The following is a 26,093-nucleotide window of genomic DNA, read 5'->3' on the forward strand; positions in this document are numbered from 1 at the left end:
CTGACCAAGACTGAAGGGATTTATTTTTAGTTATCCCGTTTTGAGCTAAGAAAGCTAGATTCGATTGGCAATATCCTGATTATCCCAATAATCGAGATGGGGAGATGGGCGATGGGAGGATGGGGAGATGGGGAGATGGGGAGATGGGGAGATGGGGAGATGGGGAGATGGGGAGATGGGGAGATGGGGAGATGGGGAGATGGGGAGATGGGGAGATGGGGAGATGGGGAGATGGGGAGATGGGGNCACCGCACAAACTCAGCTTCTACTTGGTTAAGCCAGTTATTATCAGAATTGAGTACCTTTTTCAACAAATCCAGACGTGGGTTAGTATGCCAAAGAAACCTTGCCGTCTGCTGGCTTTCCCACTCCTCGGCTGCGGTCGTCAAGCGCCGTTGTAGAAGTAAATTTTCCTCATCCTTTTGTTTCCACTCCAGCAACCTTTGCCAACCCCGCACCAAAGCGTCATGGGCTGGTTCTACATAAAGATCACCATCAGTATCTTCTCCTTTCACCAATAACCGTGCGTTGGTAAAGCGCTCAATTACTTCTTTAACTAAACCATTTTTCTCTCCCGGATATTCTAATTCTGATAAAGGTACGCGCCTACGGGCTAATTCACCCCCACCTAGTGCCACCATCCGCAGCATGACATGACGGATTACTTGGTCATAAGCTGGATTTTCATTAACTAGCGCCTGATATTCCTCATCAGCCCTTTGAGTTAGCGATCGCATTACTCCCCCCAATTCACTATAATCGGCTTGAGTCAATGCCCGGTCAATAGTAATACCCCTGTATTGTGCCTGCCGTTGTCGCCTTAAATACTTGAGATAAAGTTCGCTCAAGGCAAAAGACAGCAGGGGCAATGCTCCGGGCATATCTGCCACTTCATCAATCAATTGTTCTACAAGTTCGTGGGTCTGAAAATACATTACCCGTGCTTCTGCGGGTTTCTCGATTGCTTCCTTGAGTTCAGCTCGCGTCATCGCCGGTACAATAAATCGTCTGCTGTGCCAACCCTGTTTAAGCACAGTGTTTCCGACGTTATAGTCTGTGGGGACAAACCTTAAGCCAGCATCCCTGACTTGGGGTTCAAAGTCAGACCGTAGGGATATTACTACCCGTAATTTATCCCCATGGGCATTTATGGCTGTGAGTATCTGTTGGAAAAACTCTTTACGCTCATCTAAGTTTTGACAGAGTGTAATAATTTCTTCGCTTTGGTCAATAAACAGTAATAACTTAGAGTTGGGGTTATTCTTCGCCCAAACATCAATGCTCATTGCCAGGTTATGCTGTGGGGTTTGGGCTGCTACCTCTGGTAACTTAGCATTACATAGCACATTATTTAATACTTCCAAGGGCGTCTCACCAGGACGGATGGGTGGCAAAATACACCATTTCTCTTGATCTTGCCGTAGTTTGGGAATTAATCCTGCCTTCACCAAGCTAGATTTACCGGAACCGGAAGCACCCAACACTACTGTCAGGGGATTAGCTTTGACAAAATCTTCTAACTTTTCTACTAGTAATGTTCTACCGAAAAACAGTGAACTGTGTTTCTCGTCAAAGGAGTTTAAACCGCGATAGGGATTTTTTGACTCATCCAATGGTGGTGCGGGCGGTAAGTTAAGTTCATGTCCTGGAGACAGAAAGATATATTCTCCCTTATCGTGCTTATTTAAACACCAAATACCGGGCGTTTGTCGTATCCGGAATTTTTCTGTGGGTATTTCGACTCGATCCCGTAAATATAAATATAATTTTGTGGCTGTAATTACCCCATCGACCGCCGGTTTACCATTCGTAGCAGGAGGATAGATATCTGCTGCCCCTTCGAGAGCTTCTAATAATGCATTAGCAAAAGGGGAATGATTACCGACTTGACCGCGTACCCGTTCTAAATTAAAGTTATCTAAAGCCTTTTGGTCAGAAGCTGAGGACGTAATGATTTGCCATGCCGGGTCAGTAATAAAACGGTCGTATCGTTCTTGGTGAATTACTTCTGGTGATGTTAATAAATCCCTGGTACTTGACCATTTAAAAGCGCCAGCAAAACAGCAGTCGAGGATACCCAAGAAATGACGACAAGGTAATTTAATTAAAGCATCGTGTAACTTGGTCATGGGCAGATAACTATTAGTATCCCCGAGTTTGGCATCTTGAGGAATTAAGTAACCCGCCGGGCCATCATCCCCATTGAGGGCAACTCCATGACCAGCGAAGTAAAATAATAAGCGGTCATTTTCAGTGACTTGTTCGGGTAGGGTTTGGTCTAAAAATTTGTTGAAGTTAGAGAGGGTGGCTACTTCGTCTAAGCATACCCAGACTTGATAACCATGCTTCTCGCGCAGAATTTCTATTAGTTTTTTGGCATCGTTTACGGCGGTGTTCAGGGGGGAAATGCCGTTTTGGTAGTTGTTAATGCCGATGATAAAGGCGAGATTGCGGGAGAACATGGCGTTTTATTCTAAAAGCACTTATAAAGATAACTTTAATGCTAGTGATTGGAACAATCCTATTTTGGCAAATATATCTTTTTATGTAGGCAGTATAATCATGCTTACACAGCTGAATGGGGTATGTTTATTCCAAAATAATAATACATCTAACCCCAGCTTAATAGTCCCCTTGAGGGTACCTTTTATGTAAAAAAAAATTAACTTTTTTTAATTTAATTATACTAGTTAACCGGTGTCTTTTTGACCTGACGGGGTGACAAGCAGCATTGTTAGCCTTACTGGGTATGGGGTGTGGGCTAACCGGTGTAGGGCTGATCGCTTTCTCAAAACTATTGCTACACAAGAGCGATCGCTTTCTTAAAACTGTTGGTACACAAGTGCGATCGCTTTCTCAAAACTCTTAGCACAGAAGTGCGATCGACCTGCATGTCACGCGGGGCGCGTTCGCACTCTCGTTAATCTTGGTTGAGAAGTAGTCCGGTCAGCGCAGCTATGCCTGTAGGGCTGATCCCGTAGCGTGGCCGTAGGCCAATCGCACCGAAAGCTAAACCATAGGCTGATATAGCGCTACGCGCAATGGCATTGGCAAGAGGCAAGAGGCAAAAGTTGACGTGCATTAGCAAATGAGCTTTTATCAATGTCCTAACTTTAATGGGTAGTGCTATAGCACCTCAAGTAGCACCATCTGTAGCCCATAGGCTGATAGCACCTCAAGTAGCATCTCAAGTAGCGCATTAGCTGATAGCTGATAGCACCTCAAGTAGCATCTCAAGTAGCGCATTAGCTGATAGCTGACGTCTGATAGCACCTCAAGTAGCATCTCAAGTAGCGCATTAGCTGATAGCTGACAATTGCTTTCACCAAATCTTGCTCATGTTTAGCACAAACCCCGCCAGTTCCGGAGCACCGCTAACGGTTTCAGGATTGTCCAAAATCTCTGGTTTCTGATTAGGACGATAAATGTAAATTTTCCGGTTTTGGCGGTCGATTAACCAACCCAGTGATGTACCCTTGTCAAGGTATTCTTGCATTTTATCTTGCAAGCCACTGAGTGTATCGCTGGCTGAACGTAACTCGATCACAAAGTCGGGGCAAATGGGGGCAAAGGAAGCTTTCTGTTCTTCGGTTAAGGCATTCCAGCTCTCCAGTTTAATCCAACAGGCATCTGGAGAGCGGATCGCGACCTTGGGTAAGGTAAAGCCGGTGCTGGAGTCAAAGGTTTCACCCGTACCGTCGAGATCAGCCCAGTTAGCCAATTGTTGAGAAATTTTCAGATTCCGATTGCCTGTATCGGAAAAGACTGGCGGCATAATCACAACTTCTCCACTGGCGGTGCGCTCAATTCGTATATCTCGATTGGCTAGACAGAATTCATAAAACTGGGCGAGAGTCATTGGGATGATCCCAGGAAGATTGACCATAACAGGAACAGTTTGGGTTTGAATCAGTAGCCTGGTCATTATAGGGTTTGTATCTAGGTTGTAAACAGACTTATTGCATAAAAAGGCATGGATACAAGAGGGGAAAGATATATACGCCAATGACACTAGGGCTTGTCTGCTTTCGTCAATAGGTAAAGATTTATTACGAAAATACTAATTTCTGCGTAAAGTCAACAGGTTATCTTGGGGAATAAATAGGGAGCATCCCAGATTTGACAAACTATACCCCAGCTGTGTGAGCGGGATTATACCGCCCACATAAAAAGATATATTTGCCAAAATGGGATGCTAGCAATCAAGAGTATTAAAGTTATCTTTATAAGTGCTTTTAGTATAACATGTTTTCTCGCCATCTCGCCTTGATCATCGGCATTAACAACTACCAAAACGGCATTTCCCCCCTGAACACCGCCGTAAACGATGCCAAAAAACTAATAGAAATTCTGCGCGAGAAGCATGGTTATCAAGTCTGGGTATGCTTAGACGAAGTAGCCACCCTCTCTAACTTCAACAAATTTTTAGACCAAACCCTACCCGAACAAGTCACTGAAAATGACCGCTTATTATTTTACTTCGCTGGTCATGGAGTTGCCCTCAATGGGGATGATGGCCCGGCTGGTTACCTAATTCCTCAAGATGCATCCCTGGGGGATACTAATAGTTATCTGCCCATGACCAAGTTACACGATGCTTTAATTAAATTACCTTGTCGTCATTTCTTGGGTATCCTAGACTGCTGTTTTGCTGGTGCTTTCCGTTGGTCAAGTACCAGGGATTTACTCACATCACCAGAAGTAATTCACCAAGAGCGTTATGACCGTTTTATTACTGACCCGGCCTGGCAAATCATTACTTCCTCAGCTTCGGATCAAAAGGCTTTAGATAACTTTAATTTAGATAGCGAACGCGGTCAAATCGGCAATCATTCCCCTTTTGCTAGTGCATTATTAGAAGCCCTAGAAGGTGCAGCAGATATCTATCCTCCTGCCACGAATGGCAAACCGGCGGTCGATGGGGTAATTACAGCCACAAAATTATATTTATATTTACGGGATAGAGTCGAAATTCCCACAGAAAAATGCCGTGTGCGGCAAACCCCTGGTATTTGGTGTTTAGACAAGCACGATAAAGGCGAGTATATCTTTCTGTCTCCAGGACATGAACTCAACTTACCCCCCGCACCACCATTAGATGAGTCGAAAAATCCCTATCGGGGTTTAAACTCCTTTGAAGAGGAACACAGTCAACTATTTTTTGGTAGAACATTACTAGTAGAAAAGTTACAGGATTTTGTCAATACTCATTCCTTAACTGTGGTCTTAGGTGCTTCCGGTTCGGGTAAATCGAGTTTGGTGAAAGCCGGATTAATTCCCCAGTTGAAACAGGAAAATACCGATAAATGGTCGATAGTGTCACCAATTCGTCCCGGAGAAACCCCCTTCCAAGCTCTCAATAAAGCCCTGGTTGAGGCGGGATTACCAAAAGTCGAGTTAGGGAACAAACAAAAAACTCTCACTGAAAGTATTGCGGTTTGGGTTAAAAACAATCCCAAATCCAAGTTATTAATCTTTATTGACCAAAGCGAAGAAATCATTACACTCTGTCAAGATGAGCAGGAGCGCCAGGAATTTTTTCAACAGATACTGGCAGCAATTCATGGCTATCGGGAGCAATTACGAGTAGTATTAAGCCTACGTTCTGATTTTGAACCCCAAATCACAGATGTGGGCTTAAAGTTGGCACCGGAAGTACTAAATCAATTGGGAACCACGGTACTGATAAATCTTTGGCAAAGTGGACGATTTATTGTACCAGCCATGACACGAGGGGAACTAAGGGAAGCGATAGAAAAACCGGCTCAAGCACGGGTAATGTATTTTCAACCCCACGAATTAGTAGAAGAATTAATTGATGAAGTGGCGGATATGCCGGGAGCATTACCCCTGCTGTCTTTTGCCTTGAGTGAACTGTATCTCAAGTATTTAAGGCGGCAACGGCAGTCACAATATATGGGTATGACTATTGACCGGGCGTTGACTCAAGCCGATTATATTGAATTGGGGGGAGTAATGCGATCGCTAACTCAAAGGGCGGATGAGGAGTATCAGAAGCTAGTTCAAGAAAATCCCGCTTATGACCAAGTGATCCGTCATGTGATGCTGCGGATGGTGGCACTAGGTGGAGGTGAGTTAGCCCGTAGGCAAGTACCTTTATGGGAATTGGAATATCCGCCTCAGAAACATGATTTAGTCAAGGAAGTAATTGAGGGTTTTAGCACAGCACGGTTATTAGTAGAAGGACAAGATGCTGAGGGGAATCCCTATGTAGAACCAGCCCATGATGCTTTAGTGCGGGGATGGCAAAGATTGCTGGGATGGAAGCAACAGGAGGAGGAAAATTTACTTCTGCAACGGCGGTTAACGACCGCAGCCCAGGAGTGGGAAAGCCAGCAGACGGCAAGGTTTCTTTGGCATACTAACCCACGTCTGGATTTGTTGAAAAAGGTACTCAATTCTGATAATAACTGGCTTAACCAAGTAGAAGCTGAGTTTGTGCGGTGTAGCGTCCGACGAAAAAGCTTCAATACTAATCGTAATTCGGGTGTTGCGATCGCAGTTATAGTAGGGTTAATTACAGGTTTATTCTCCTTAATTGGTCAAAGAAACGCCCTATTCGGTCAAATTAAGGCCGATCGGCAAGCCGCTGAAGCCAAATTTGGATTATATCCAGATTTAGAAGCTTTGCTTGCCAGTTTACGGGCAGCAAAATCTATTCAAGATTGGCCGGGATACTTATCCTTATTCAAGCCAGACAGTAAGATTCAAGCTGAAGTGTTACAAACTTTACGAATGGCATTATATTCAACTAGAGAATATAACCGCAGAGAAGTACCTCAAGGTTTTGAGAAGATGTTTTTTAAGCCTGATGGTACGTTAATGATTGCTACAGCAGAGGATGGTACTGTCCGCTTACAAGACTTCAAAGGCAGACAACAACCCAAAGTATTTTCAGGACATGAGGGGGACGTAGATCTTGATGTTAGTCCGGATAGTCGCTTATTAGCAACAATTGACCAGCAAGGGACTTTTCGCCTCTGGAACTTAGAAGGAAAACAGGAAGAGCCACGTCAGCTTACAGACTGTATTTCAGGGTTTACATATACTGATTTAAATCTATCTCCTACTGGTTTCGGTGTATATGACAGAGGGATCAGTTTCAGTCCTGATAGCAAGAAGCTTCTAGCCTATTTACAAAGGGTAACTGAGAAGGGCAATTCCAGTACTATCTGCCTGTGGGAAACGGGAGATAAACCGAAGCTATTGAAACAGGAAGGCAATTTCTATAGTATTAGCTTTAACTCCAATAACCAGCTAGTAGTAGCTAACCAATCTGGCAATACCCTCAGCTTGTCGGACTACAGGAGTCGTAATCAGTTGGCAGAGTTTAAAAATTTTAATCAGGCACCCTCTGGATATCTGGCTTTTAGTCCTACACTCTCGGGAAATCTGGTTTTTAGTCCTATTAGTCCTAATGGTGAATACTTAGCAGGATTGTTTGGAGATGATGTAAGCATTGCCTACTTTCGTAGTTTAGATAGCGAATATTGGAAGGAGTTTAAACCCATAAGTAGAGCTAGCAGTATCATTTTTGATACCGAAGGTCGTCTGATTATTGGGCAAGAGGGTGAGGGTATTATTAGTGTTTATGATGAACCATATAAGATTAATGACTCTTTGTCAGACGCCTTGGAATTTGAACTGAAAGGGCATCAAGGTGGTATTCGTGAGGTGATTTCTAGCTCGTCGAACGGCAGACAACTTGCTAGTTTAGGTGATGACAATACCCTGGTCTGGTGGAAACTAGATAAGAAGCCATTAGAGGAGTTAGAGCTAATTCCGAATTTAAAAAGTATCAGCATCAGCCCCGATGGTAAGCAACTAGCTGTTGTCGGAAGTGATGACACTATTCGTCGGTTGGATTTGACTGGTAAGGTGTTGAAGCGATTTCCCGATCTTAAAACAAAAATAAGGCAAATCATTTTCAACCCTGATGGTACACAATTGGCTGGAGTTGGTAAAGATAATAGGATTCGCTTATTGGATTTGAATGGCAATCAGTTGTATAAATCTAAAAATTTTAATAAAACAATTAGCCAGCTTCTTTTTAGCCCTGATGGTACACAATTGCTTGTTGTGGAGAACGATAGTACTGTATATCCGCAGGGTTATGATGATAAGAATACTAGTACTCTCCATCGGTTGAATTTGAACAGTAAAATCTGGAAAACTGAACCTAAGCTATGGGGTGAAATCGCTTTTAGCTCCGATGGCAAGCTGTTAGTGGCGCAGAATGCTTTACCTGATCACTATGTAGAGCGAGGTAATATCTTTTTAAAAGAATTGGAGTCTGGTGAGGAATTAGTTAAGTTTAAGAGTGCTAAGTATGGCTTTGATAGTATCGGTTTTAGTACCCAGGGTGGCTTAGTGGTTAGTGCAGAGCGGCGTTATTTGGAGGATAATGGTTCTCATATGGAGGAGAAGGGTTATACCTATGTATGGGATATGTCAGGAAAATTATTGACTGCTTTCAAAGATGGGCATCAAAGTAAAGTTACAAGTATAAGTCTTAGTGCTGATGGCAGCTTACTAGCCACTCTTGATACATCCGGAAATGCCAAGTTATGGCGTATAGGAGGATTGGATGAACTAATAGCCAAGGGTTGTGATTGGGTGCGAGACTATCTTAGTAACCCCAATGTTGACGAGAGCGATCGCAATCTCTGCAAAAATTGATGGCGTTGCTGATTTTGGGTATGCTTTCGCCCCCCTAGCCCCCCAATTCTGGGGGGAACAAAACTCTCAAGCGATGCAGCGCGGTCTTGGGGGTTTCCCCCATGAGCGACTGCATCAAGACAAGTCCCCCAAAGTTGGGGGATTTAGGGGGCTGTAATAAAATCAGATAATCGCGCATTCATTCCTTAATTCAGCAACGCCGGCCTATATAGGGTTTATAAATGAGATGAAACAGCCCTACCCTTATTAAGGGGGATTTAGGGGGATCTCAATCAGGGATTAACAAAACTGAAATGCGACATTGGAAAGTATTATCCCGATTTATTCTATTCATCCTCTCAGCAGTTATCGTACTGCTGAGCTCTGCCCTACCCAATAGTCTTCTTGCCTCTCAAGCTGCTAGTCCTCTTGCCCAAGTACGCATCAAGACCGAAACAGTAATAGGTCAGCAGGATTTTTTCCGAGTTGGCAAATCCCACAAAGGTCGTTGGTGGTTGATTGACCCCGATGGCAAACCCTTTCTTTACCGGGGTGTCACCTCCGTCAACTTTGGCTATCCTGCTCCCTATGTTCCGGTTGTCGAAGATAAATATGGTCAAGACCCCGCTGCATTTCGGGAAGCTACCTTTGAGCGGCTGCGAAACTGGAATTTTAATGCCCTAGGAGCATGGACACCACCTCAATTGTGGGATCAGGGTATGCCCTACACGGTTATCCTAAATTTCGTCAAAGCTGCTCCAGACAGCGAACTTAGGGTTGATGACAGGAAGCTAAAGTTACCTGATGTGTTTGATCCAAAATGGATTGAAGGGATTGATGCTAAAGCTAAGGAAATCGTAGCACCGGTGGCAAGTAGTAAGCTGCTAGTGGGATATTTTACTGACAATGAACTCAATTGGGCACACGCCGAAACACCAGACCGAAAGGTTAACTCAGAATTGTTGTTGACCAATAACGCTAAGGCATCTTTACTACAATTTTGCCTTAGCCTCAATCCAGAAAAACCCGCCTATAGTGCTGCCTGGGATTTTGTTTTAAAGCGCCATGGTAATAGTCTAGAGCAGTTAGCTAAAGATTGGCAGGTCCCGATTGAATCTAGAGACACGATTAAAGAATGGACTAAGACAAAACAAGGGATTGTTTCTAAAGGCTACTTAGTGGATCAGAATGGGTTTCAAGCAGAATTTGCTAGACGCTATTTTCAGGAAACTGCAGCAGCAATCCACCGCTATGACCACAATCATTTAATCCTGGGATGTCGGTTTGGGGCACCTCCTTCTAATGCTGTATTTTCCGCCATCAAAAGACCTTGGGTAGATGTGGTATCTGCTAACAATTATCGCTACAACATGTATGAGCGGATAGACCTATACTACCAAGCTACAAAATTGCCAGTGCTCAACACTGAGTTTAGTTGGGGACACACCAGGTTTACTCAACGAGCCTTACCCGATGAACCAGAAGACGGGTTTTCCGAAAGGTCACGGATGATGCGTAATGGCGCTAAGTCCTTAGCCAGGGCTTTGACTCATCCCGCTCTTGTCGGTTATACCTGGTATCGTTGGGTAGATTTGCCCGGTCATACACCCCCAATTAGTTTTGGTCTGGTCAATCTTGAGGATGATCCCAACCTCTCCCATACAACCTTACTGAAGCGATTGAATGCTAGAGCTGATGCGATCGCGACTACAGCAAAGGGAATAGGGAACAGGGAATAGGGAACAGGGAGTATGGAATAGGGATGCAGCGCGTAGCGCATAAGCTGTTCGCGTAGCGTGGCCATTCGCGTTCGCGCAGCGTGGCCTATGGCCAAGGCCTTTAGCTGATAGGTGATAACTGATAACTGATATACCAATCCGTGTAGGAATTGCGAGAATTTTTGTTCCCTTTTCCCTACTCCCTACTCCCTACTCCCTGTTCCCTGTTCCCTGTTCCCTGTTCCCTTTGGTATAGCTGATAGCTGATAACTGATAGCTGATAGCTTAACTACTTACTTGCTGTAATAAAAACAAAACGGTCAGGAAATTCAAGGATAGATTGTTGAGCATATTTTTCTGAGATTTCTGCTAGACCTTCCTGTAACTGTTGATCATCAAATAATGACAGTAAGGACATATAGCGATTTGCTACCATTTTCAAGTATTGTTCTTTAGGAATTGACTGAAGATATTCAACAAAATCAACTGAGACGTTGAAGCCGACTTTTTCAAGTAAACTAGTTAGATCGTTATAGTTAGGCTGCCTTCTTTCATATCGCTCTAAAGCTTTCTTGAATAAAGGATACTCAATAGTAGGAGGCAGAAGGATTAGCAATAAAATTCCTCCACTAGTTAGCTTTTGAAACAAACTACTAAATAGTAATTCTTTATTGTCTATATGATGAATTGCTTCCTTCATATAGACCTTATTATAACCTGAGGTTTCAGAAACAAAAGTAATCGCATCTACTGCCCTAATTTGGTATTGAGGGCTTAAGGGGATTTGTGAGAGCATTTCTTCAGAAGGATCGACGCAGATAATCGGATTATCTAACTGTATTTCCTTCGGAATTGATTGGGTAAAAAGTCCTGTACCGCAGCCTAAATCCACAAGACTATCTGTTGAGGTTAAGCGTAAATATTCAATGATTTTTAACCCCATAAATCTAATGTAGTCTTCTGAGTAACTCCACAAATCATCATAGATACTCCCGATTCTTTTATAGTGTTTTTGATTCGAGCTACTCATGGCTTTAATTGCTATTGTTATTTATGATTATTATTAATATAGCGGTTTTCAATTGGTGAAGTACATGTTTTTAGGTAACAGGGAACAGCGGATCTGGGAAAAAATCCTGTGGAATAGGCATCTTGCCTGTTCGGCGATCTTTTGGCGCGGGCAGGATGCCCACTCTACCCGTGGAATAGGCATCTTGCCTGTTTGGGGAATAGGCATCTTGCCTGTTTGGCGATCTTTTGGGGCGGGCAGGATGCCCACTCTACTCCTATTCATTGAAAGATTCAGCAACGCCCGAAATCTAGTTAATCAACAGCAAACTCAGTGTATTGGCGCATGTTGGGGGAGTGGAAGCCAAGGACAATATCCTCAGCTGGAACACCCAGTTCAAGCAATTGGGTAGCAATGCCAATTTCCGTGCCATCATGCTGAATCCAGATTTTACCATTTTTGATATCTAAGTGGAGGCTACAGCCGTGGGTGCGACGGTTATCTTTCCAACCCGTGTGCAGTAACAGATAATGATCTCGTTCGGTGTCCAACACTGCTTGGGTTTCAATTTCCGGGAAGGTGGGTTTGCGATTGGCTCGTTCTAGAAGTAATTGCTGAATCCATTGACGATATTGTTCTACAGATTCTTCTACAGCCATTGCCGAATAACCTCCTGAGTTTGGTCATAGATGAGTAAATTGATTTGAGTCTTATCAATGACTGATCGTACAAACCGTCGCTGGAAAAAAGATTGGTAAATTGTTTCAGGAATAGCAAGGTAAAGATTACGTTGGGCATCAACTTCATTTAGGGCAAATTGATAGTTGATGCATTGCCCAAGGGCAGTATGAAAATCGGAGACAACGGATCGACCAATAAAGCTTTTGATTTCCACAGCAATTTTTTCTCCTGCTCGTTCTGCAGCGATTAGCTCTGCAGCAAGATCAATTTCAAAATCGACTCCCCCAACACTCAGTTGATAGGGATCGGCAGTAATTACCCAGTTCTCTTTTTCTAGGGCAGTTCTCACTGCATTGTGGAAAGGATCCTTTGCCATGAGCTTTTAAAATAAACAGGAAGCTTTTCTGGTAAAATTATATGCTAGAGCGAATGTATTTATCATTCCTTGGGTGATCGCACCACCAAACCTTAGTCTGAGATAGTTCACCGGTCTAGTGGGATATCTTCATACACGAGTGCGATCGCAAACTCAAAGCCAACGCTCTGTAGGGTGATCACATCTCCAGCTTGGTATGCCCTGTATAGCCACAACCGCCCTTCGCCCCTCCGGTAAATCTCGACGTTGATCTCGGTAGAGCTGATCAGGATGTATTCTTCCAGGCTGGGTAGAGTGCGATATTCTTTGAACTTATTCCCCCGATCGAGAGCTTCTGTACCGGGGGAAAGCACTTCAACGATAAGTTTTGGATATTGGATCGCGTTAATCGCTATTCTATCTCGCTGATCGCAGCTCACCACCACATCTGGATAACGGTAGATAGATTCGGTAACCTTTACTTTGGCATCAGCAATATTGATGCGACAGCCTTTGGGACGAACGTGGGGACGTAGGGCAGCTAGTAGATTAATCGCAATATCGTTGTGGGGAATGCTGCCACCTGTCATAGCCAAAATGTCACCATTAATAAATTCGTATCGAAGTTCTTGGTGTGGTTCCCATTCCAAGTAAGCTTCGACAGTCATTTTTTGGGACTGAGGATTGGCAATCATGGCAGAGTCTATGAATTACGTAGCTGGCCTTAGCATCGAGAACAAGTTTTAGATGATAGATACCACTGGTTCATATAAGTTACAACTTTACCTTACAACAGGGAGAGTCAGTACTAGACACGACATGGTTGATGTTTACTTCCAAGTAGAGACTTAATATTGAATTTAAGTGGGGTGGGTAAGTTTTGCCCACTCTACCGAAAAAACCTACTTTCTTCTACTAAAGAACCCTGGATCAAAGGGCCAGTGTCAGTCCTGTGTGACCGGATGTCTTGACAAGAATAGATAAGCGATCGCGAATAAAATTCCCAACGCCATCATCGTGGAACCAGGTTGGGTGCGATTCCTTGATCGATAGGCTACACTAACGTGCAAAAATCAATATACTGGGAATTAATGATAACGTTTAGGGATGATAACGCCAAAACTGGATAACCATATAACCATATAGGTTTATGAAACTTCCACAGGATGCCATCATTGCAACGGCCAAACTTACCAGATATTTGTTGGTTTGGCGTGATAACGATGATAAGTCAAAATTTTTAGCTCAGGCAGGCTATAGTCAAGAGAACTGGCAACAGTTAGAAATAGATTTGCGTTCCCAGATTTTGCCATTGGATGCGACTTTGAGCGATGAACCCAACCGATTTGGCGATGTTTATACCATTCGGGGCATTTTAGTAGGACCAAATGGAGTTGAACTAGACATCAAGACAATTTGGATGGTGGAGCATGAAACTCAACAGACAAAGTTTATCACCCTGTACCCAGATAAGGAGGCTAGATAATGGCATTTGAGTTATTTTCACGGGTGGCTCTGCGGGAAGATTTTCCCAAGCATAAGTTGCAGCAAGGGGATATTGCAACGATTGTCGATCACCATCCAATACAAGACGGAGAGGATGGTTATAGTCTGGAAGTTTTCAATGGGATCGGGGAAACGATCGCCGTTTTAGTGGTTTCAGAGTCACAAATTGAGTCATTAATGAAAAATGAGGTTCTGCATATCCGAAGATTGGATGAAGCCGTTTGAACCTACAACCCATCTATCTGATCAACGCTCAACCCCGTATATTGTGCAATATCCTTCAGGGGTAACCCTGCGGCCTTCATCTGTTTAGCAACGCCTGTCATAGAACACTTCACACCACTGATTTTTTAGTTCCATCACTGTATGGCGGGTGCGCTCACCCCACCGCAAACTCGGTATACTGCCTCATGATGGGTGCCTGATAGGCCAAGACAATATCCTGCTTTGGTACCCCTAGCTCAACTAACTGATCTGCGATCGCAATCTCCGACCCATCATGCTGTATCCAAATCTTGGCATCTTTAATATCCACATGTACAGAACAGCCATAAATACGTGTGGTGTTATTTTTCCAACCGGTATGAACCATTTGGTAATGATCCCGTTCCGTATCAAAAATGAGCTGGGTTTCGATGGCTGGATTCGCCGACTTAATACTGGCGCGTTTTTTAAGCAAGTCCTGAATGTGCTGTCGATATACCTCTAGTTTATCCATTGATTAATCTTTGGTTGCGAAATATCATAAACTACAATAGGAACCTGATTACACTTGATCGACTTTTGTATAAACGGATAACTTAAAAAACCACTGTAAATTTACTTTTAGTTATTAATTTCATCAGTTACTTGCTCCTGGAAAGAATTAGAAGCAAAAAGACCTCGTCCCACTTTCTTCCATCTCCCTTCTTTTACACCTTGATGCAATTGGTTAGCTAAGGAGTTTGTAGCACGGAGTTGTTCATGCTCAGATTTGGCATCAAAGAGTCTGCTGGCAATCTGTTTTCGGTTAACCGGAGCCGCGAATTTATCTAAGATAATCTCTACCGCTTCCCCGAATGTTTTACCTCTAAATTCTGGATATAACATATCTCTGGGATTGCGCTTGTTACCCTCCTCATCGTCTTGGTTTTCCCTTTGGTTTTCTTCAAAGGATTCCTCTTCTAATTCCTCATCAACAAAAGTTACTTGACCGACATTGCCACTTGAATTCACAGTGGGAGCTTGTTCAGATAAATGATTAGCATTAACCTCAAGTTCCCGGAAAGCACTCGATATTTCCGCTGCAATATCATCGTTTTCCGCTGCAATATCATCGTTTTCCGCTGCAATATCGTTGCTGGATAGTTCGGCTTCAAGCTTATTCTGATAATAGGCAACGTTTGCCCGTTTTTGCTCCACTAAAGCCTTTACCTCAACCAGGTTTGCTTCCGCTTCAGTAAGTTCTCGCTGGGTTTGTTCTAGCTGAGTTTTGATCCAATTAATATGGTCTTCTTGAGCAGATTTAAGATTCATGGTTGTCAGTTGCATGTCTTGTAAATCAAGCTTTTACGGAAAGTATAGCAGTATTTTTTTAGTTTTGCCATCCAATCGAGTTAAATTTTATTAAAAAAAACTTTTTTTTTGTTTCCTCAATCCCTTAGTATCCTTCTGTAATAATCCTGCTAAGGAAAGGTTTTCACAGCTACAGGACTTAGGCAAAACTTGTAAACCAACCCTATAACTACTAGGATGCATTAATAAAAACTGCTACAGCTATGTAGATTTACTGGGCAACTCCTGACTATCATGAGTATCTTATAGGATTGTGAATTATACCCCCCATAACTTTCAATTTAGCTTTAATTTAGCTGAACTATTTAATTTTTGCTATAACTTAAAAACAACTGTTTTCAGAGCTGCTGTTACTTTGTTACAAAATTAATCTCCCATCTAATTTTTTATAGTTAATATCCGCTATATTAATAAAGCTTATTTTTTCCTGAGTATCAGCTAATATTAAGCTGAAAATCCCCAAAAAATATTCTTATTAAATTTAAATTAGTTTCACTAGCTTTAGCTCCTAAAAAGTATTGTATGATGATCATCAACAAGCAATTGATACTGCAATTGTTTGTTGGCCACTCTCTAGAAAGCTGATCGCCCTAGGCTCAAGGCTGAATCCATAACTGGCCTCAGCCGTCAGCCGTCAGCCGTCAGCGGTCAGAAGTCAGCCGTCAGCTGAGGTAACAGAGATTAAACCAATGTAGGGGATAAGCTGATAGCACCTCAAGTAGCATCTCAAGTAGCGCATTAGCTGATAGCTGAAGGCTGAATGCTTACCTGTAAAGTTATAAACTTTTGTTAATTTCATCACCAAACAAGCCATTTAAGATAACCAGAATCTCTAGATAATTTGATTACTATGTCTCAAGTTGAATTGCAACGGTCCCAACTCATGATAAGTACAAGAAGAAGCAGTCAATTTCATCCCCGAAAGGTCATGAAGGGTTTCAAGTTAGTTTCATTAACATTACTGGCAATGGTGATGGTACTGGTGGTACACGCTGAGCCGAGTTTCGCACAGGAATCCGCTAGTAGTGGAGGATTCAATCCTCAAGAACTACTGCGCAATGCTTTGCAGTGGATTGATAGTCTTGGACCCATCGGAGCGATCGCATTTATCGCAATCTATATCATTGCTGCCGTAGCATTTTTGCCTGGGTCCATCCTTACCCTAGGGGCTGGGGTAGTATTTGGTGTTGTCTTAGGCTCAATCTATGTGTTCATCGGAGCCACTATCGGAGCCACGGCTGCTTTTCTGGTTGGGCGTTATCTAGCTAGGGACTGGATTGCTCAAAAAATTGCCGGAAATGACAAGTTTAGTGCCATTGATGAAGCAGTAGGTCAGGAAGGATTGAAAATTGTGTTCTTGACTCGACTCTCTCCTGTATTTCCCTTCAATCTCTTAAACTATGCCTATGGTCTAACTGGGGTTTCGCTAAAAGACTACGTCTTAGGCTCCTTTGGCATGATTCCAGGAACAGTAATGTACGTTTACATCGGTTCTTTGGCTGGAGACCTGGCCACTCTTGGTAGTGGTGAGGCACCAACCAATCCCACTTTCCAGTGGGCAATTCGGATTATTGGTTTTATCGCCACTGTGGCAATAACACTTTTTATTACTAATCTGGCTAAGAAGGCTTTAGCCAAAAGCGTTTCTAAGGAGACAGTTTAGGAGATTTAAGGTTAGGAGATTTAAGGTTAGCAGGTTGAAGGTTGAAGGTTAAAGGTTAGGAAGTTAAAGGTTAGGAAGTTGTTCCCGTAGCGTGGCCTATTGGCCAAGGTTAAAGGTTAGAAGGTTAAAGGTTATAGAGATCCGTGAATTTTTGTTCCCTACTCCCTACTCCCTGCTCCCTACTCCCTACTCCCTACTCCCTACTCCCTACTCCCTACTCCCTATTCCCTAAAACAAATAATTTAATTTTGAACTATCAAAGGAGTTATTATAAATGTCAAGTTCTCAATACCAAAGAGTTATTGTTCCACCCATGGACGAGTATAACCAGAGGTTGGTTAACTACGTTCATCCAGGGGATTGGGTTAATCCAAAACCTGTTGATTGTTATGACCTAGTAGTTATTGGTGCTGGTACAGCTGGATTAGTTACCGCAGCAGGTGCAGCAGGTATCGGTGTTGGTTTGAAAGTGGCGTTGATTGAACGGCATTTGATGGGTGGGGATTGTTTAAATGTAGGTTGTGTCCCCTCCAAGTGTTTGATTCGGTCATCTCGGGTAGTGGCTGAGATGCGCAATGCGGGAGCCTTTGGGGTTAAAGTTCCAGATAATATTGAAGTAGACTTCCCGGCAGTGATGGAACGGATGCGTCGGCTACGGGCAGGGATTAGCCATCACGATTCTGCTAAACGCTTCAAAGATACCTATGGTATTGATATATTTTTAGGAAATGGTCGGTTTACCGGTGATGATACCATCGAAGTAAACGATACTACCCTCAAGTTTAAGAAAGCGGTAATTGCTACAGGAGCAAGAGCAGTAAGACCCCGAGTTGAGGGCATGGAAGAGGCGGGGTATCTCACCAATGAAACGGTATTTTCTCTGACAGAACGTCCCAATCGACTAGCTGTTATTGGTGGCGGTCCCATTGGGTGTGAATTAGCTCAGTCTTTCCGCCGTTTAGGTTGTGAAGTAGTGCTGTTCCATCGCGGTTCTCACATTTTAAATAAAGAAGATGCTGACGCCGCCGATATTGTTCAAAAAGTCTTTTTAAAAGAAGGTATCCGTTTAGTCCTGGGTGCCAAATTGAACCGGGTCGAGAAGACAGAAGCAGGTAAAACCTTACACTTCAATAGCTGCACTGGTTTGGAAGAGTCGGTCACAGTAGATGAAATTTTGATCGGTGCTGGACGTGCGCCCAATGTGGAAGGGTTAAATTTGGAATTGGTCGGGGTAGAGTATGACCAGCGTAAAGGAGTAAAGGTGAATGATTACCTTGAAACTACCAATCCCAAAATTTATGCTGCTGGTGATATTTGCATGGACTGGAAGTTTACCCATGCAGCGGATTCAGCAGCACGGATTGTGATTAAGAATACTCTATTTTCTCCCTTTGGCTTGGGTAAATATAAGCTGAGTAACTTGGTGATGCCTTGGGCAACCTATACTGATCCAGAAATTGCCCATGTGGGAATGTATGAACATGAAGCTCAAGCGAAAGGATTTAATGTTAATACTATTAAAATTCCCTTTAGTACTGTAGACCGAGCGATCGCAGATGGGGAAGAAGAGGGATTTGTTAAAATTTACCATAAGAAGGGGTCAGATCAAATCCTGGGAGCAACTATTGTGGCAACTCATGCAGGGGAAATGATTTCTGAGGTGACTACAGCAATTGTCCATAAGATTGGTTTGAGTAAGCTTTCCAGCGTAATTCATCCCTATCCAACTCAAGCAGAAGGAATTAAAAAAGCGGCAGATGCCTATCGCCGCACTCTTTTAACACCAAGAACTAAAACATTTTTAGAATTCCTGACTAAGCTTTCTTAGAGTAAAAGGAGCTTTGCTTAATAATGGAATAATTTTAAGAGTTTTCTGGAATAGGCATCTTGGTGGAATGGGCATCTTGCCCGTTCCTTAGATTTTCCCAGAATAGGACTTGGTCAGCTCTGCCTATTTCCCTATCTCCCTACTCCCTCTTTGTCTTGACCTCCGATTGAAATAATCCAAAGGTTAAAAAGCGCTATATTTAAATCATTCCATTATTAAGCAACGCCCACCACTAAGGTTGATACCACTCAGATTAGCTTGAACTAGGTCGATAGCACAAAAATCTCGTTGCCCTGCTGCGTACTTTTCTTGGAGTTCTTTGCTATTCATGTCGCCTTAACCCGATTTTACTTTAGTTAAAGGTTTCTATTAAAGAGAGTAAAAATATCGCCCAACGTGACAACTATACCAATCTTTTTCATATGCTAATAAACGCAAAAAAATGCCTGTGTAATAACAAATACATCCACAGTCATCTTTGTAATTTAAGTACAATTACTAGTTATTTAGAGGGTGCATATCAATGCCTGAAATTAGGCAAAAATTATAATAAAACTCCCACACTTATCACACTCCTCACACTTACCACACTTCCTTTTTTTTTATAAATATGATATGCTCCCTATCTATAATTTTATTTTGCTCACCAATCCCGTTTGTAAATAAAGTTGGCGGAGTTTATTGAGTGCTCGGCACTTTTTTTTGCGAATAGTTTCTTCCGTATACCGGGGATAGCCCTTAGACTCTAAAAGAATCGATATTTCAGCACAAGAAAGCTTGTCAAAATAGAATAACTCCAAAATTTTTGAGTCTTCATCAGGAAGTTGTTTTATCTTCTCCCGCATTTCCAAGTTCTCTATATACTGCATAGGGTGAGTATGACGGGAAGAGACCGCATTACTCTGCTCAGTCGAGGGTAAACTTTCCCACATTTCGGAACTAATATCTACAAACCTCTTATACTCACGGTGTAGTCCTCTTACGTAATTAAAGGCAACTGTTCGCAACCAAGCCTTTGGATTAATAATTGGCTCTTTTAAGTCACCCTTAATTCGAATCAGTAACAGTTCCCCATCAACGTTGAAATGCGACTCTATTTTACCGAATTCTATTAGTTTTAGGACAAGTAAAAAGACATCGTGTATAATGTCTTCATGGGTATACGTGCTATTAATTTTAAATTTGTACAGCCAATCTTCTATTTGAGTAGATAGTGAATTTAACAGCTTGGCAATTTCTTGAGGCGGCATATTTTTTTCCATATAATAGCCATAGCCCTTATCCTTGAAATGACAACTCGAAATTGCAGCAAGGGAATCTACTGGCTCTTCCGAATCCGCTTCCCCATTTCCGTCTTCCCCTGTAGTGTCTTTAACTACTAGCTTTGCATCTTCAACAGAAAGACCTAATTCTTCAAGACCTTTCCCTAGTTCGCCTAATTCCCCTGATTGGATTAAATCCGCAAGTCGCTTAAGACCTTCTGAAGAACCATTTAAGGTTATTTTTATACTTCCTTCTTCAATTTTTTCAAAGTTTACGCTCGTGTCTCCTGAAGCTTTCTGGAGTAATAATGACACGGCTTCTTGTAATTCCTTATCCCTAATGAATTCATCTAAGTCTACGCCATTTAGTGTAATAACTAAACGATGATTTACCTGGTTGTCCCCTGGCTGGTTTTGGTCTTTGTTTTTTTTCGCTTTGCAACCGTTTTGTTGGTAAATATTTACTTCCTTAGCCTGAATATTATGTCCCTCAATCTCGTTGATGGTTCCAGCTATATTGTGGGCATTAGTAGTGCCGGTAACGCCCACCCCAAGTGAACTACTTGTTTGGATTATGTTATCTTCTTTGTCACCCTGGATATAGTCAGCCCCAATCTGCTTGTTACAATTATCCCCCTGAGTGTCAATCTTGTGCTGCCCATGCAATCTGTTCTCAACCATTTCCACATTTCCAGCTCCAGCAGTTTACCAATAGATTAACCGGTAAAATTAAGGGTTTCTCCACCCTTCAATAATTCTAATTACTACGTTCAAATATGGGTTATCAAGAAATTCTTCAACTGCTCCTTGACCGCCTTCTTTGAGAGCATTAATCAGCCTTTCCTTCTTAGTTGCTTCAATGGCTGCACTGACAAAGGCTTCCTGCTGTGCTTCTGTGGCGGTAGGATTGCTTTGCTCGAGTTGTTGGAGTAATTGTTGGATTTCTGCTGCTGCTTGGGCGAGGGATTGGGATTGAGGTTCTTTGGTATTTACACTTATTTTATGAATATTTGTCGGGCCTTGGGTAAGGCCCACCCCGAGTGAACTATTTGTTTGGATGATGGTATTTTCTTTGTCACCCTGAACATAGTCGCCTTGGATATTGTTGTTGTAATTGTCACCACTTGTGTTGGTGTTGTGACTGTTACTCATGGTTACGCTACCTCCTGTAATGACTATTCCTTGATTATTCAAGGTTTCTATACGTTTACTCGGATTTCATTGTACTGCCTTAATTATTTTTGTGATTATAGTAATCCTATCTAATTCGTGAAATTATAGTAGCCGACTGAGCTATCGCTCTAACCCTTGCCGAGCAAGGATTTCATATTTTGCAGATTTTATAAATCATTTAGGATTGCTATATAAGCACCTACACATAATTAATTACCTACTCCCAATCTCTGTAACCCTTACATTGTAAGGCTTTGAGTTTTGGAAAATGTGTAATTAATTTTGTGCACCTGCTTAAGCTCAGTGTCAGGCATGAGCTTATTTGGGACGTACAGAGGCAAAGCCTGCTCATAGCTGGCCATGGCCAGCTAAATGCCTAGACTATGACCTCACACTTACCAAAATCTTGAACAGTAGGATTGACCTGGTACTGACTTCGGTGCTGGTCAACGGAAGTTCTGGAGGTGAAGGCGCGTTCGTGTAGCGAACGCAAGAGCAAGTAAAATATACGGCCTGGCTTAATAATGGAATGATTTGAATAGTTTTGTGGAACGGGCATCTTGGTGGAACAGGCATCTTGGTGGAACTGGCATCTTGCCAGTTTCAATATATTCCCGGCGGGCAGAATGCCCACCCCACTCATATTTATCCAAAGATTCAGCAATGCCGAGAAAGCCAAAAGCCAAAAGCAAAGAGGGTTTTAAGCGATGCATTCCCTACTCCCTACTCCCTACTCCCTACTCCCTGTGCAATAGATAGTATGAAAAAAATACCATCACAGGAAAACTATGGCAACAGGGATGCTCGTTAACGGACAATGGACTAATGAAGCCTATCAGCAAGACCCCCAAGGGCGATTCATGCGTAATCCTACCAAGTTTCGTAATTGGATTCGTGCTGATGGCTCCACAGACTATAAACCAGCCTCTGGACGCTACCATCTCTATGTCTCCTATGCTTGTCCCTGGGCGCACCGCACTCTGATTATGCGAGCCTTAAAGGGATTGGAGGAAGCGATTACCCTGTCCATTGTTGACCCATTTATGGATAAAGATGGATGGGAATTCTCCGATGGGCCTGGTTGTATCCCTGATACAGTCAATGGTGCTCGCTATCTGCGGGAAGTTTATATCAAAGGTGACCCTAACTGTACCGGACGGGTGACAGTTCCAGTACTTTGGGATAAAGAAACTGGCACGATTGTTAACAATGAATCCCGTGAAATTATTCGGATGTTTGACCTAGAGTTCGACGGGATTGCTCAGTCGGATATCAGCTTTTATCCGGAGAATTTACGGGAAGAGATTGATAAAACCATTGATGCCATTTACCAACCTATTAATAATGGTGTGTATCGAGCCGGATTCGCTACTACTCAGCAAGCTTATGAGGAAGGAGTAACTGACCTCTTTGATGCCCTTGACTATTGGGAAGGGGTGTTAGGTAAACAACGTTATCTCTGTGGCGATCGCATTACAGAAGCCGATTGGTGTATGTTTACCACTCTGCTACGCTTTGACTCAGTTTACTATTTCCATTTTAAATGTAATTGGCAACGAATTCTCGATTATCCCAATTTGTGGAATTATCTCAAAGACCTTTATCATCAGCCAGGGGTAGAAGAAACTTGTAATATTGACCATATTAAGGATCATTATTATAAGAGTCATCCCTTTATTAATCCCTCGGGAATTGTTCCAAAAGGACCACAAATTAATTTTAGTGATTAAGGCGATCAGCTATTAGTTATCAGCTATCAGCTATCAGCTATCAGCTATCAGCTATCAGCTATCAGCTATCAGCTTTCAGCTATTAGCTATCAGCTATCAGCTATCAGCTAATGTGTACTTGAGATGCTTTTGAATAAAACAGGTAAGCATTGGTTTAATCTGAGTTAAGTCACAGGCTAGAAGCCTGTGCCACAGCTGATGGCTGACCGCTGACCGCTGACCGCTGATGGCTGACCGCTGACCGCTGACCACTGACCGCTGATAGCTTACGTGTCAAGTTATTCTTGATTCAAGAAAGGAGACTTAGATTTTATTTTAAATACGGAATCTGAGAACTCACCAATGGAATCAGGGACAGATACAATTTCCGGTTCGGTGCGTTTTCCAAACATCAAGGTTGCTTTACTAGTAGAGGGAGAGAAAAGAATCTGTGTGATTTTGCTATAATCCCACCGTTTCTGATCATAGAGAGCAAGCACTTTCGTAAGATTCTCTAAGGTCATCTCCTCCTTATTCTCGAACATAAACTCAACAGGACGATTAAAGACTTTGTCCAAAAAATTGCCGTAAAACTCATCAATATATAGGTTTCGAGTTTGTGTCATCATCAGTACCTTACGCAATTCCTGACTTAACTCATAGGCTCCCTCTTTGGTACAAATCACCTGCTCATTGATAGCAACCGATTTCTGAGAGCCATTTTTACGACAGGGATTATTGTTAGAAGACTTTACCACTCGTCCAGAGTTGAGGTCGTCCCCAAGTTGATCAAACTCATCAACCACTCCGCGTGTGCCTTGGATTATACGCCTGCCTTCACGAATGGTATTAGTTACCTCTTGAACATCTCGACGGATTTGGCGGAGCTCATCGAATAATCCAGCAATCTCGAAGGTGCGAACATTGCTATTGTCATGCTTCCCAGGTACTATTCCGGCTGTTGCAGGAAGCATTTGCCACATCACGGACGCTGACAACAGGTAAGCTGAACCTTGGAAAATGAATTTGTGAACCATGACTATGGAATCCTGACTTAAAGTGGTCCACTATCTTTTTCTTTTGGCAAAATGAAAATCCGGAAACTTATCGAAAATTTTTCCGGATCTGGTTAACTTACCCTTGTATTATCAACTCCGGTTGAATACCCATGATTAAGAGTGTGGGGAGATGGGGAGATGGGGAGATGGGGAGATGGGGAGATGGGGAGATGGGGAGATGGACAGAATTATCACGGAAATAATTGTATAATATAATACAGATTTTTGATAATTTATACGTAATTAAAGTACCTACTCGCCGTAAAAAACCTACCCTTGTAAGCTACTCCCTACTCCCTACTCCCTACTCCCTACTCCCTACTCCCTACTCCCTATTCCCTATTTCCTGGATTTCCCGTCGATAGCGGGGACGTGCTGGTATTCCCCAGCATACTTGCTGCTCTGGGATATTACTAAACACAGTGCTGCGAGCACCAATTACCGCATTGGCTCCAATGTGGACACCGGGAGCAACAAAGCAATCGGCGGCAATCCAGGCTCCGTTACCAATATTAATCTCAGATGTGATTAAACCAAAGGCTGGGTCTTTCATATCGTGGCTACCAGTACAGAGGTAACATTTTTGAGAAATAACGCAATGACTACCAATGCGAATCCTATCCAAGCTGTAGAAAACCACATCATCCCCAATCCAACTGTAGTCACCAACTTCTACTTTCCACGGGTAAGTAAAACGAGCAGTGGGTCGAATGATCACATTAGTACCAATTTTGGCTCCAAATAGTTGTAGCAGCCATCGGCGGAAGCCATTGAAGTTATGAGGACTTAAGGGAAATGCGATCGCTTGCACCAACCACCAAAATAAAATGAACCAGCCCGGACGTCCTCGGTCAAACCAAGATTGGTCGTACTGCCGTAAATCCACTAAGGGTTCTAAATCTAACGCTGGTAGTTTACTTAAGTCATTAGTCATAATTTAGACTCAGGTATTTGTAGAGACAACTGATGGCTTTGGCGTTACTGGTGTCTGTACTGGTTCAGTTTTTTCTACATTCAGCTTACCGCTAAACTTTTGTAACTCATAGAGTTTGACACCAATTTGATACTCATACTGACTCAACAGGCGTCCATAAATGTACCCAGCTTTTCCATCTAAAAAGCCCAGCTGTATAAAGTAAAACAAAATAAACCGCAGTATTGGTTTAAACGGTAGTCGAACCCAGATTTTTTTCAGAAACCGCTTACGCTGCACTGCGTCTCCAAACAAATTTCCCCCGATGGTGCCAGAGTCATCTTTACCTGTTAGTATATTCAGATAGACACGAGCTTCCCAATTAGAGTAGCGATTGTGCCGTTCTAGCCAATGGTAAATGTCCTTAAAGTCGATGTGCAGCATATCATTTTGAAGATAGCCAGCTTTGCCTTCTAAGACAACGTGTTCATGCACTTCGTTGTCTCCAGTATTGGGAATTCCTTCCGTTTTCAGGTTTTCGTAGCGACCTTTTTCGTGTTTAAACAACCGTAGATTCCAGTCTGGATATTTGCCACCAAAACGAATCCATTGTCCTAGGAAGAATACTTTACGATTGATATAGTAGCCGTTATAATCATGATTTTCGATTGCCACAGCAATCTCATCCCAAAGTTCTGGAGTAATGCGCTCGTCGCAATCAACAATTAATACCCATTGATTGCGGAATTCAAGATTGTCTAAACTCCAGTTCTTCTTTTTGGGCCAAAACCCATTAAAATGGAATTGAACTAGGTTTGCACCGTATTCTTCCACAATTTCAATGGAGCGATCGCTGCTTTGGGAATCGACAACAAAAACTTCATCTGCTCTATTAACACTCTCAAGACAAGCTGGTAAATTAGCCTCTTCATTTTTGGCTGGAATTAGAACTGATACCGGAAGTTTAGTGTTAGGGGATTTCATA

At 42.7% G+C, this 26,093-nt stretch carries 26 protein-coding genes; 10 read left to right on the plus strand and 16 right to left on the minus strand.

What is annotated here, in order from left to right; all coding sequences use genetic code 11:
- Positions 1 to 26: 26 nt before the first annotated feature.
- The 3 genes from F6K53_RS12250 to F6K53_RS12260 all read right to left on the minus strand — a co-directional run bounded on the left by F6K53_RS12250 (position 27) and on the right by F6K53_RS12260 (position 3,925).
- Entirely contained in the window at positions 27 to 2,462 is a 2,436-nt protein-coding gene (locus tag F6K53_RS12250) for a caspase family protein (RefSeq protein ID WP_293080877.1), read from the minus strand.
- A gap of 458 nt (positions 2,463 to 2,920) precedes the next feature.
- Positions 2,921 to 3,082: a hypothetical protein gene (locus F6K53_RS12255; RefSeq protein WP_293030909.1), complete on the minus strand. Its 162-nt coding sequence runs from the start codon at positions 3,080 to 3,082 to the stop codon at positions 2,921 to 2,923.
- Positions 3,083 to 3,322: 240 nt separating this feature from the next.
- Complete coding sequence (locus F6K53_RS12260; protein ID WP_293065386.1) at positions 3,323 to 3,925, minus strand: Uma2 family endonuclease; 603 nt, start codon at positions 3,923 to 3,925, stop codon at positions 3,323 to 3,325.
- A gap of 320 nt (positions 3,926 to 4,245) precedes the next feature.
- Between F6K53_RS12260 and F6K53_RS12265 the strand changes: the two genes are divergently transcribed.
- Complete coding sequence (locus F6K53_RS12265) at positions 4,246 to 8,700, plus strand: caspase family protein (RefSeq protein ID WP_293065383.1); 4,455 nt, start codon at positions 4,246 to 4,248, stop codon at positions 8,698 to 8,700.
- A gap of 293 nt (positions 8,701 to 8,993) precedes the next feature.
- Positions 8,994 to 10,418: a hypothetical protein gene (locus tag F6K53_RS12270; RefSeq protein ID WP_293065381.1), complete on the plus strand. Its 1,425-nt coding sequence runs from the start codon at positions 8,994 to 8,996 to the stop codon at positions 10,416 to 10,418.
- 268 nt (positions 10,419 to 10,686) lie between these two features.
- Here F6K53_RS12270 and F6K53_RS12275 read toward each other — a convergent pair whose 3' ends face one another.
- The 5 genes from F6K53_RS12275 to F6K53_RS12295 all read right to left on the minus strand — a co-directional run bounded on the left by F6K53_RS12275 (position 10,687) and on the right by F6K53_RS12295 (position 13,137).
- A complete protein-coding gene (locus F6K53_RS12275) occupies positions 10,687 to 11,427 on the minus strand; it encodes a class I SAM-dependent methyltransferase (RefSeq protein ID WP_293065378.1) in 741 nt (246 codons plus the stop codon).
- Between the two features lie 48 nt (positions 11,428 to 11,475).
- On the minus strand, positions 11,476 to 11,691 hold the full coding sequence (locus F6K53_RS12280; protein WP_293017860.1) for a hypothetical protein: 216 nt from the start codon (positions 11,689 to 11,691) through the stop codon (positions 11,476 to 11,478).
- 29 nt (positions 11,692 to 11,720) lie between these two features.
- The gene (locus tag F6K53_RS12285; protein ID WP_293017859.1) at positions 11,721 to 12,065 is read right to left on the minus strand and encodes a XisI protein; all 345 of its coding nucleotides are present in this window, start codon (positions 12,063 to 12,065) and stop codon (positions 11,721 to 11,723) included.
- On the minus strand, positions 12,056 to 12,463 hold the full coding sequence (locus tag F6K53_RS12290) for a XisH family protein (RefSeq protein ID WP_293017858.1): 408 nt from the start codon (positions 12,461 to 12,463) through the stop codon (positions 12,056 to 12,058). The genes F6K53_RS12285 and F6K53_RS12290 overlap by 10 nt, the downstream gene beginning before the upstream one ends.
- A 107-nt stretch (positions 12,464 to 12,570) precedes the next feature.
- Entirely contained in the window at positions 12,571 to 13,137 is a 567-nt protein-coding gene (locus F6K53_RS12295; protein WP_293065374.1) for a Uma2 family endonuclease, read from the minus strand.
- Positions 13,138 to 13,592: 455 nt separating this feature from the next.
- On the opposite strand from F6K53_RS12295, the gene F6K53_RS12300 reads away from it, so the two are divergent.
- A complete protein-coding gene (locus F6K53_RS12300; protein WP_293065372.1) occupies positions 13,593 to 13,928 on the plus strand; it encodes a DUF6883 domain-containing protein in 336 nt (111 codons plus the stop codon).
- Positions 13,928 to 14,173 carry a DUF4926 domain-containing protein gene (locus F6K53_RS12305; protein ID WP_070395932.1) on the plus strand — a complete coding sequence of 82 codons (246 nt, stop codon included), beginning with the start codon at positions 13,928 to 13,930 and terminating at the stop codon, positions 14,171 to 14,173. The genes F6K53_RS12300 and F6K53_RS12305 overlap by 1 nt, the downstream gene beginning before the upstream one ends.
- 154 nt (positions 14,174 to 14,327) lie before the next feature.
- Here F6K53_RS12305 and F6K53_RS12310 read toward each other — a convergent pair whose 3' ends face one another.
- Both F6K53_RS12310 and F6K53_RS12315 read right to left on the minus strand, forming a co-directional pair.
- On the minus strand, positions 14,328 to 14,666 hold the full coding sequence (locus F6K53_RS12310; protein ID WP_070395931.1) for a XisI protein: 339 nt from the start codon (positions 14,664 to 14,666) through the stop codon (positions 14,328 to 14,330).
- 107 nt (positions 14,667 to 14,773) lie between these two features.
- Positions 14,774 to 15,463 (minus strand): hypothetical protein, encoded by a 690-nt coding sequence (locus F6K53_RS12315; protein ID WP_293065364.1) that lies wholly within the window; start codon positions 15,461 to 15,463, stop codon positions 14,774 to 14,776.
- A 967-nt stretch (positions 15,464 to 16,430) separates the two neighbouring features.
- On the opposite strand from F6K53_RS12315, the gene F6K53_RS12320 reads away from it, so the two are divergent.
- The 3 genes from F6K53_RS12320 to F6K53_RS12330 all read left to right on the plus strand — a co-directional run bounded on the left by F6K53_RS12320 (position 16,431) and on the right by F6K53_RS12330 (position 18,993).
- Positions 16,431 to 17,165: a TVP38/TMEM64 family protein gene (locus tag F6K53_RS12320; protein WP_293080880.1), complete on the plus strand. Its 735-nt coding sequence runs from the start codon at positions 16,431 to 16,433 to the stop codon at positions 17,163 to 17,165.
- A 91-nt stretch (positions 17,166 to 17,256) separates the two neighbouring features.
- Complete coding sequence (locus tag F6K53_RS12325) at positions 17,257 to 17,397, plus strand: hypothetical protein (protein ID WP_293065358.1); 141 nt, start codon at positions 17,257 to 17,259, stop codon at positions 17,395 to 17,397.
- An 81-nt stretch (positions 17,398 to 17,478) separates the two neighbouring features.
- Entirely contained in the window at positions 17,479 to 18,993 is a 1,515-nt protein-coding gene (locus F6K53_RS12330; protein WP_366511348.1) for a mercuric reductase, read from the plus strand.
- Positions 18,994 to 19,197: 204 nt separating this feature from the next.
- On the opposite strand, the gene F6K53_RS12335 is transcribed toward F6K53_RS12330, so the two are convergent.
- The 3 genes from F6K53_RS12335 to F6K53_RS12345 all read right to left on the minus strand — a co-directional run bounded on the left by F6K53_RS12335 (position 19,198) and on the right by F6K53_RS12345 (position 21,407).
- Positions 19,198 to 19,323 (minus strand): hypothetical protein, encoded by a 126-nt coding sequence (locus F6K53_RS12335; RefSeq protein WP_293074601.1) that lies wholly within the window; start codon positions 19,321 to 19,323, stop codon positions 19,198 to 19,200.
- A 296-nt stretch (positions 19,324 to 19,619) separates the two neighbouring features.
- Positions 19,620 to 20,936: a sigma-70 family RNA polymerase sigma factor gene (locus tag F6K53_RS12340; protein WP_293074610.1), complete on the minus strand. Its 1,317-nt coding sequence runs from the start codon at positions 20,934 to 20,936 to the stop codon at positions 19,620 to 19,622.
- A 48-nt stretch (positions 20,937 to 20,984) separates the two neighbouring features.
- Positions 20,985 to 21,407: a hypothetical protein gene (locus F6K53_RS12345; RefSeq protein WP_293080886.1), complete on the minus strand. Its 423-nt coding sequence runs from the start codon at positions 21,405 to 21,407 to the stop codon at positions 20,985 to 20,987.
- Positions 21,408 to 21,972: 565 nt separating this feature from the next.
- Here F6K53_RS12345 and F6K53_RS12350 point away from each other — a divergent pair.
- Positions 21,973 to 22,239, plus strand: coding sequence for a hypothetical protein (locus F6K53_RS12350; RefSeq protein WP_293080889.1), 267 nt, complete (start codon positions 21,973 to 21,975; stop codon positions 22,237 to 22,239).
- Positions 22,217 to 23,158, plus strand: a complete 942-nt coding sequence (locus tag F6K53_RS12355) for a glutathione S-transferase family protein (protein WP_293080892.1) — start codon at positions 22,217 to 22,219, stop codon at positions 23,156 to 23,158. Before F6K53_RS12350 ends, F6K53_RS12355 begins: the two co-directional genes overlap by 23 nt.
- Before the next feature lie 278 nt (positions 23,159 to 23,436).
- On the opposite strand, the gene F6K53_RS12360 is transcribed toward F6K53_RS12355, so the two are convergent.
- The gene (locus F6K53_RS12360; RefSeq protein ID WP_293080895.1) at positions 23,437 to 24,174 is read right to left on the minus strand and encodes a hypothetical protein; all 738 of its coding nucleotides are present in this window, start codon (positions 24,172 to 24,174) and stop codon (positions 23,437 to 23,439) included.
- A gap of 224 nt (positions 24,175 to 24,398) precedes the next feature.
- Between F6K53_RS12360 and F6K53_RS12365 the strand changes: the two genes are divergently transcribed.
- Positions 24,399 to 24,560, plus strand: coding sequence for a hypothetical protein (locus F6K53_RS12365; RefSeq protein ID WP_293080898.1), 162 nt, complete (start codon positions 24,399 to 24,401; stop codon positions 24,558 to 24,560).
- Here the strand turns inward: F6K53_RS12365 and hpsU are convergent.
- Complete coding sequence (gene hpsU / locus F6K53_RS12370; protein WP_293080901.1) at positions 24,521 to 25,129, minus strand: hormogonium polysaccharide biosynthesis acetyltransferase HpsU; 609 nt, start codon at positions 25,127 to 25,129, stop codon at positions 24,521 to 24,523. The genes F6K53_RS12365 and hpsU overlap by 40 nt on opposite strands.
- Before the next feature lie 9 nt (positions 25,130 to 25,138).
- Positions 25,139 to 26,092: a glycosyltransferase family 2 protein gene (locus tag F6K53_RS12375; RefSeq protein ID WP_293080904.1), complete on the minus strand. Its 954-nt coding sequence runs from the start codon at positions 26,090 to 26,092 to the stop codon at positions 25,139 to 25,141.
- Position 26,093: the final 1 nt, after the last annotated feature.

The organism is Moorena sp. SIO4A1 (assembly GCF_010672065.1).
Taxonomy (GTDB): Bacteria; Cyanobacteriota; Cyanobacteriia; order Cyanobacteriales; family Coleofasciculaceae; genus Moorena.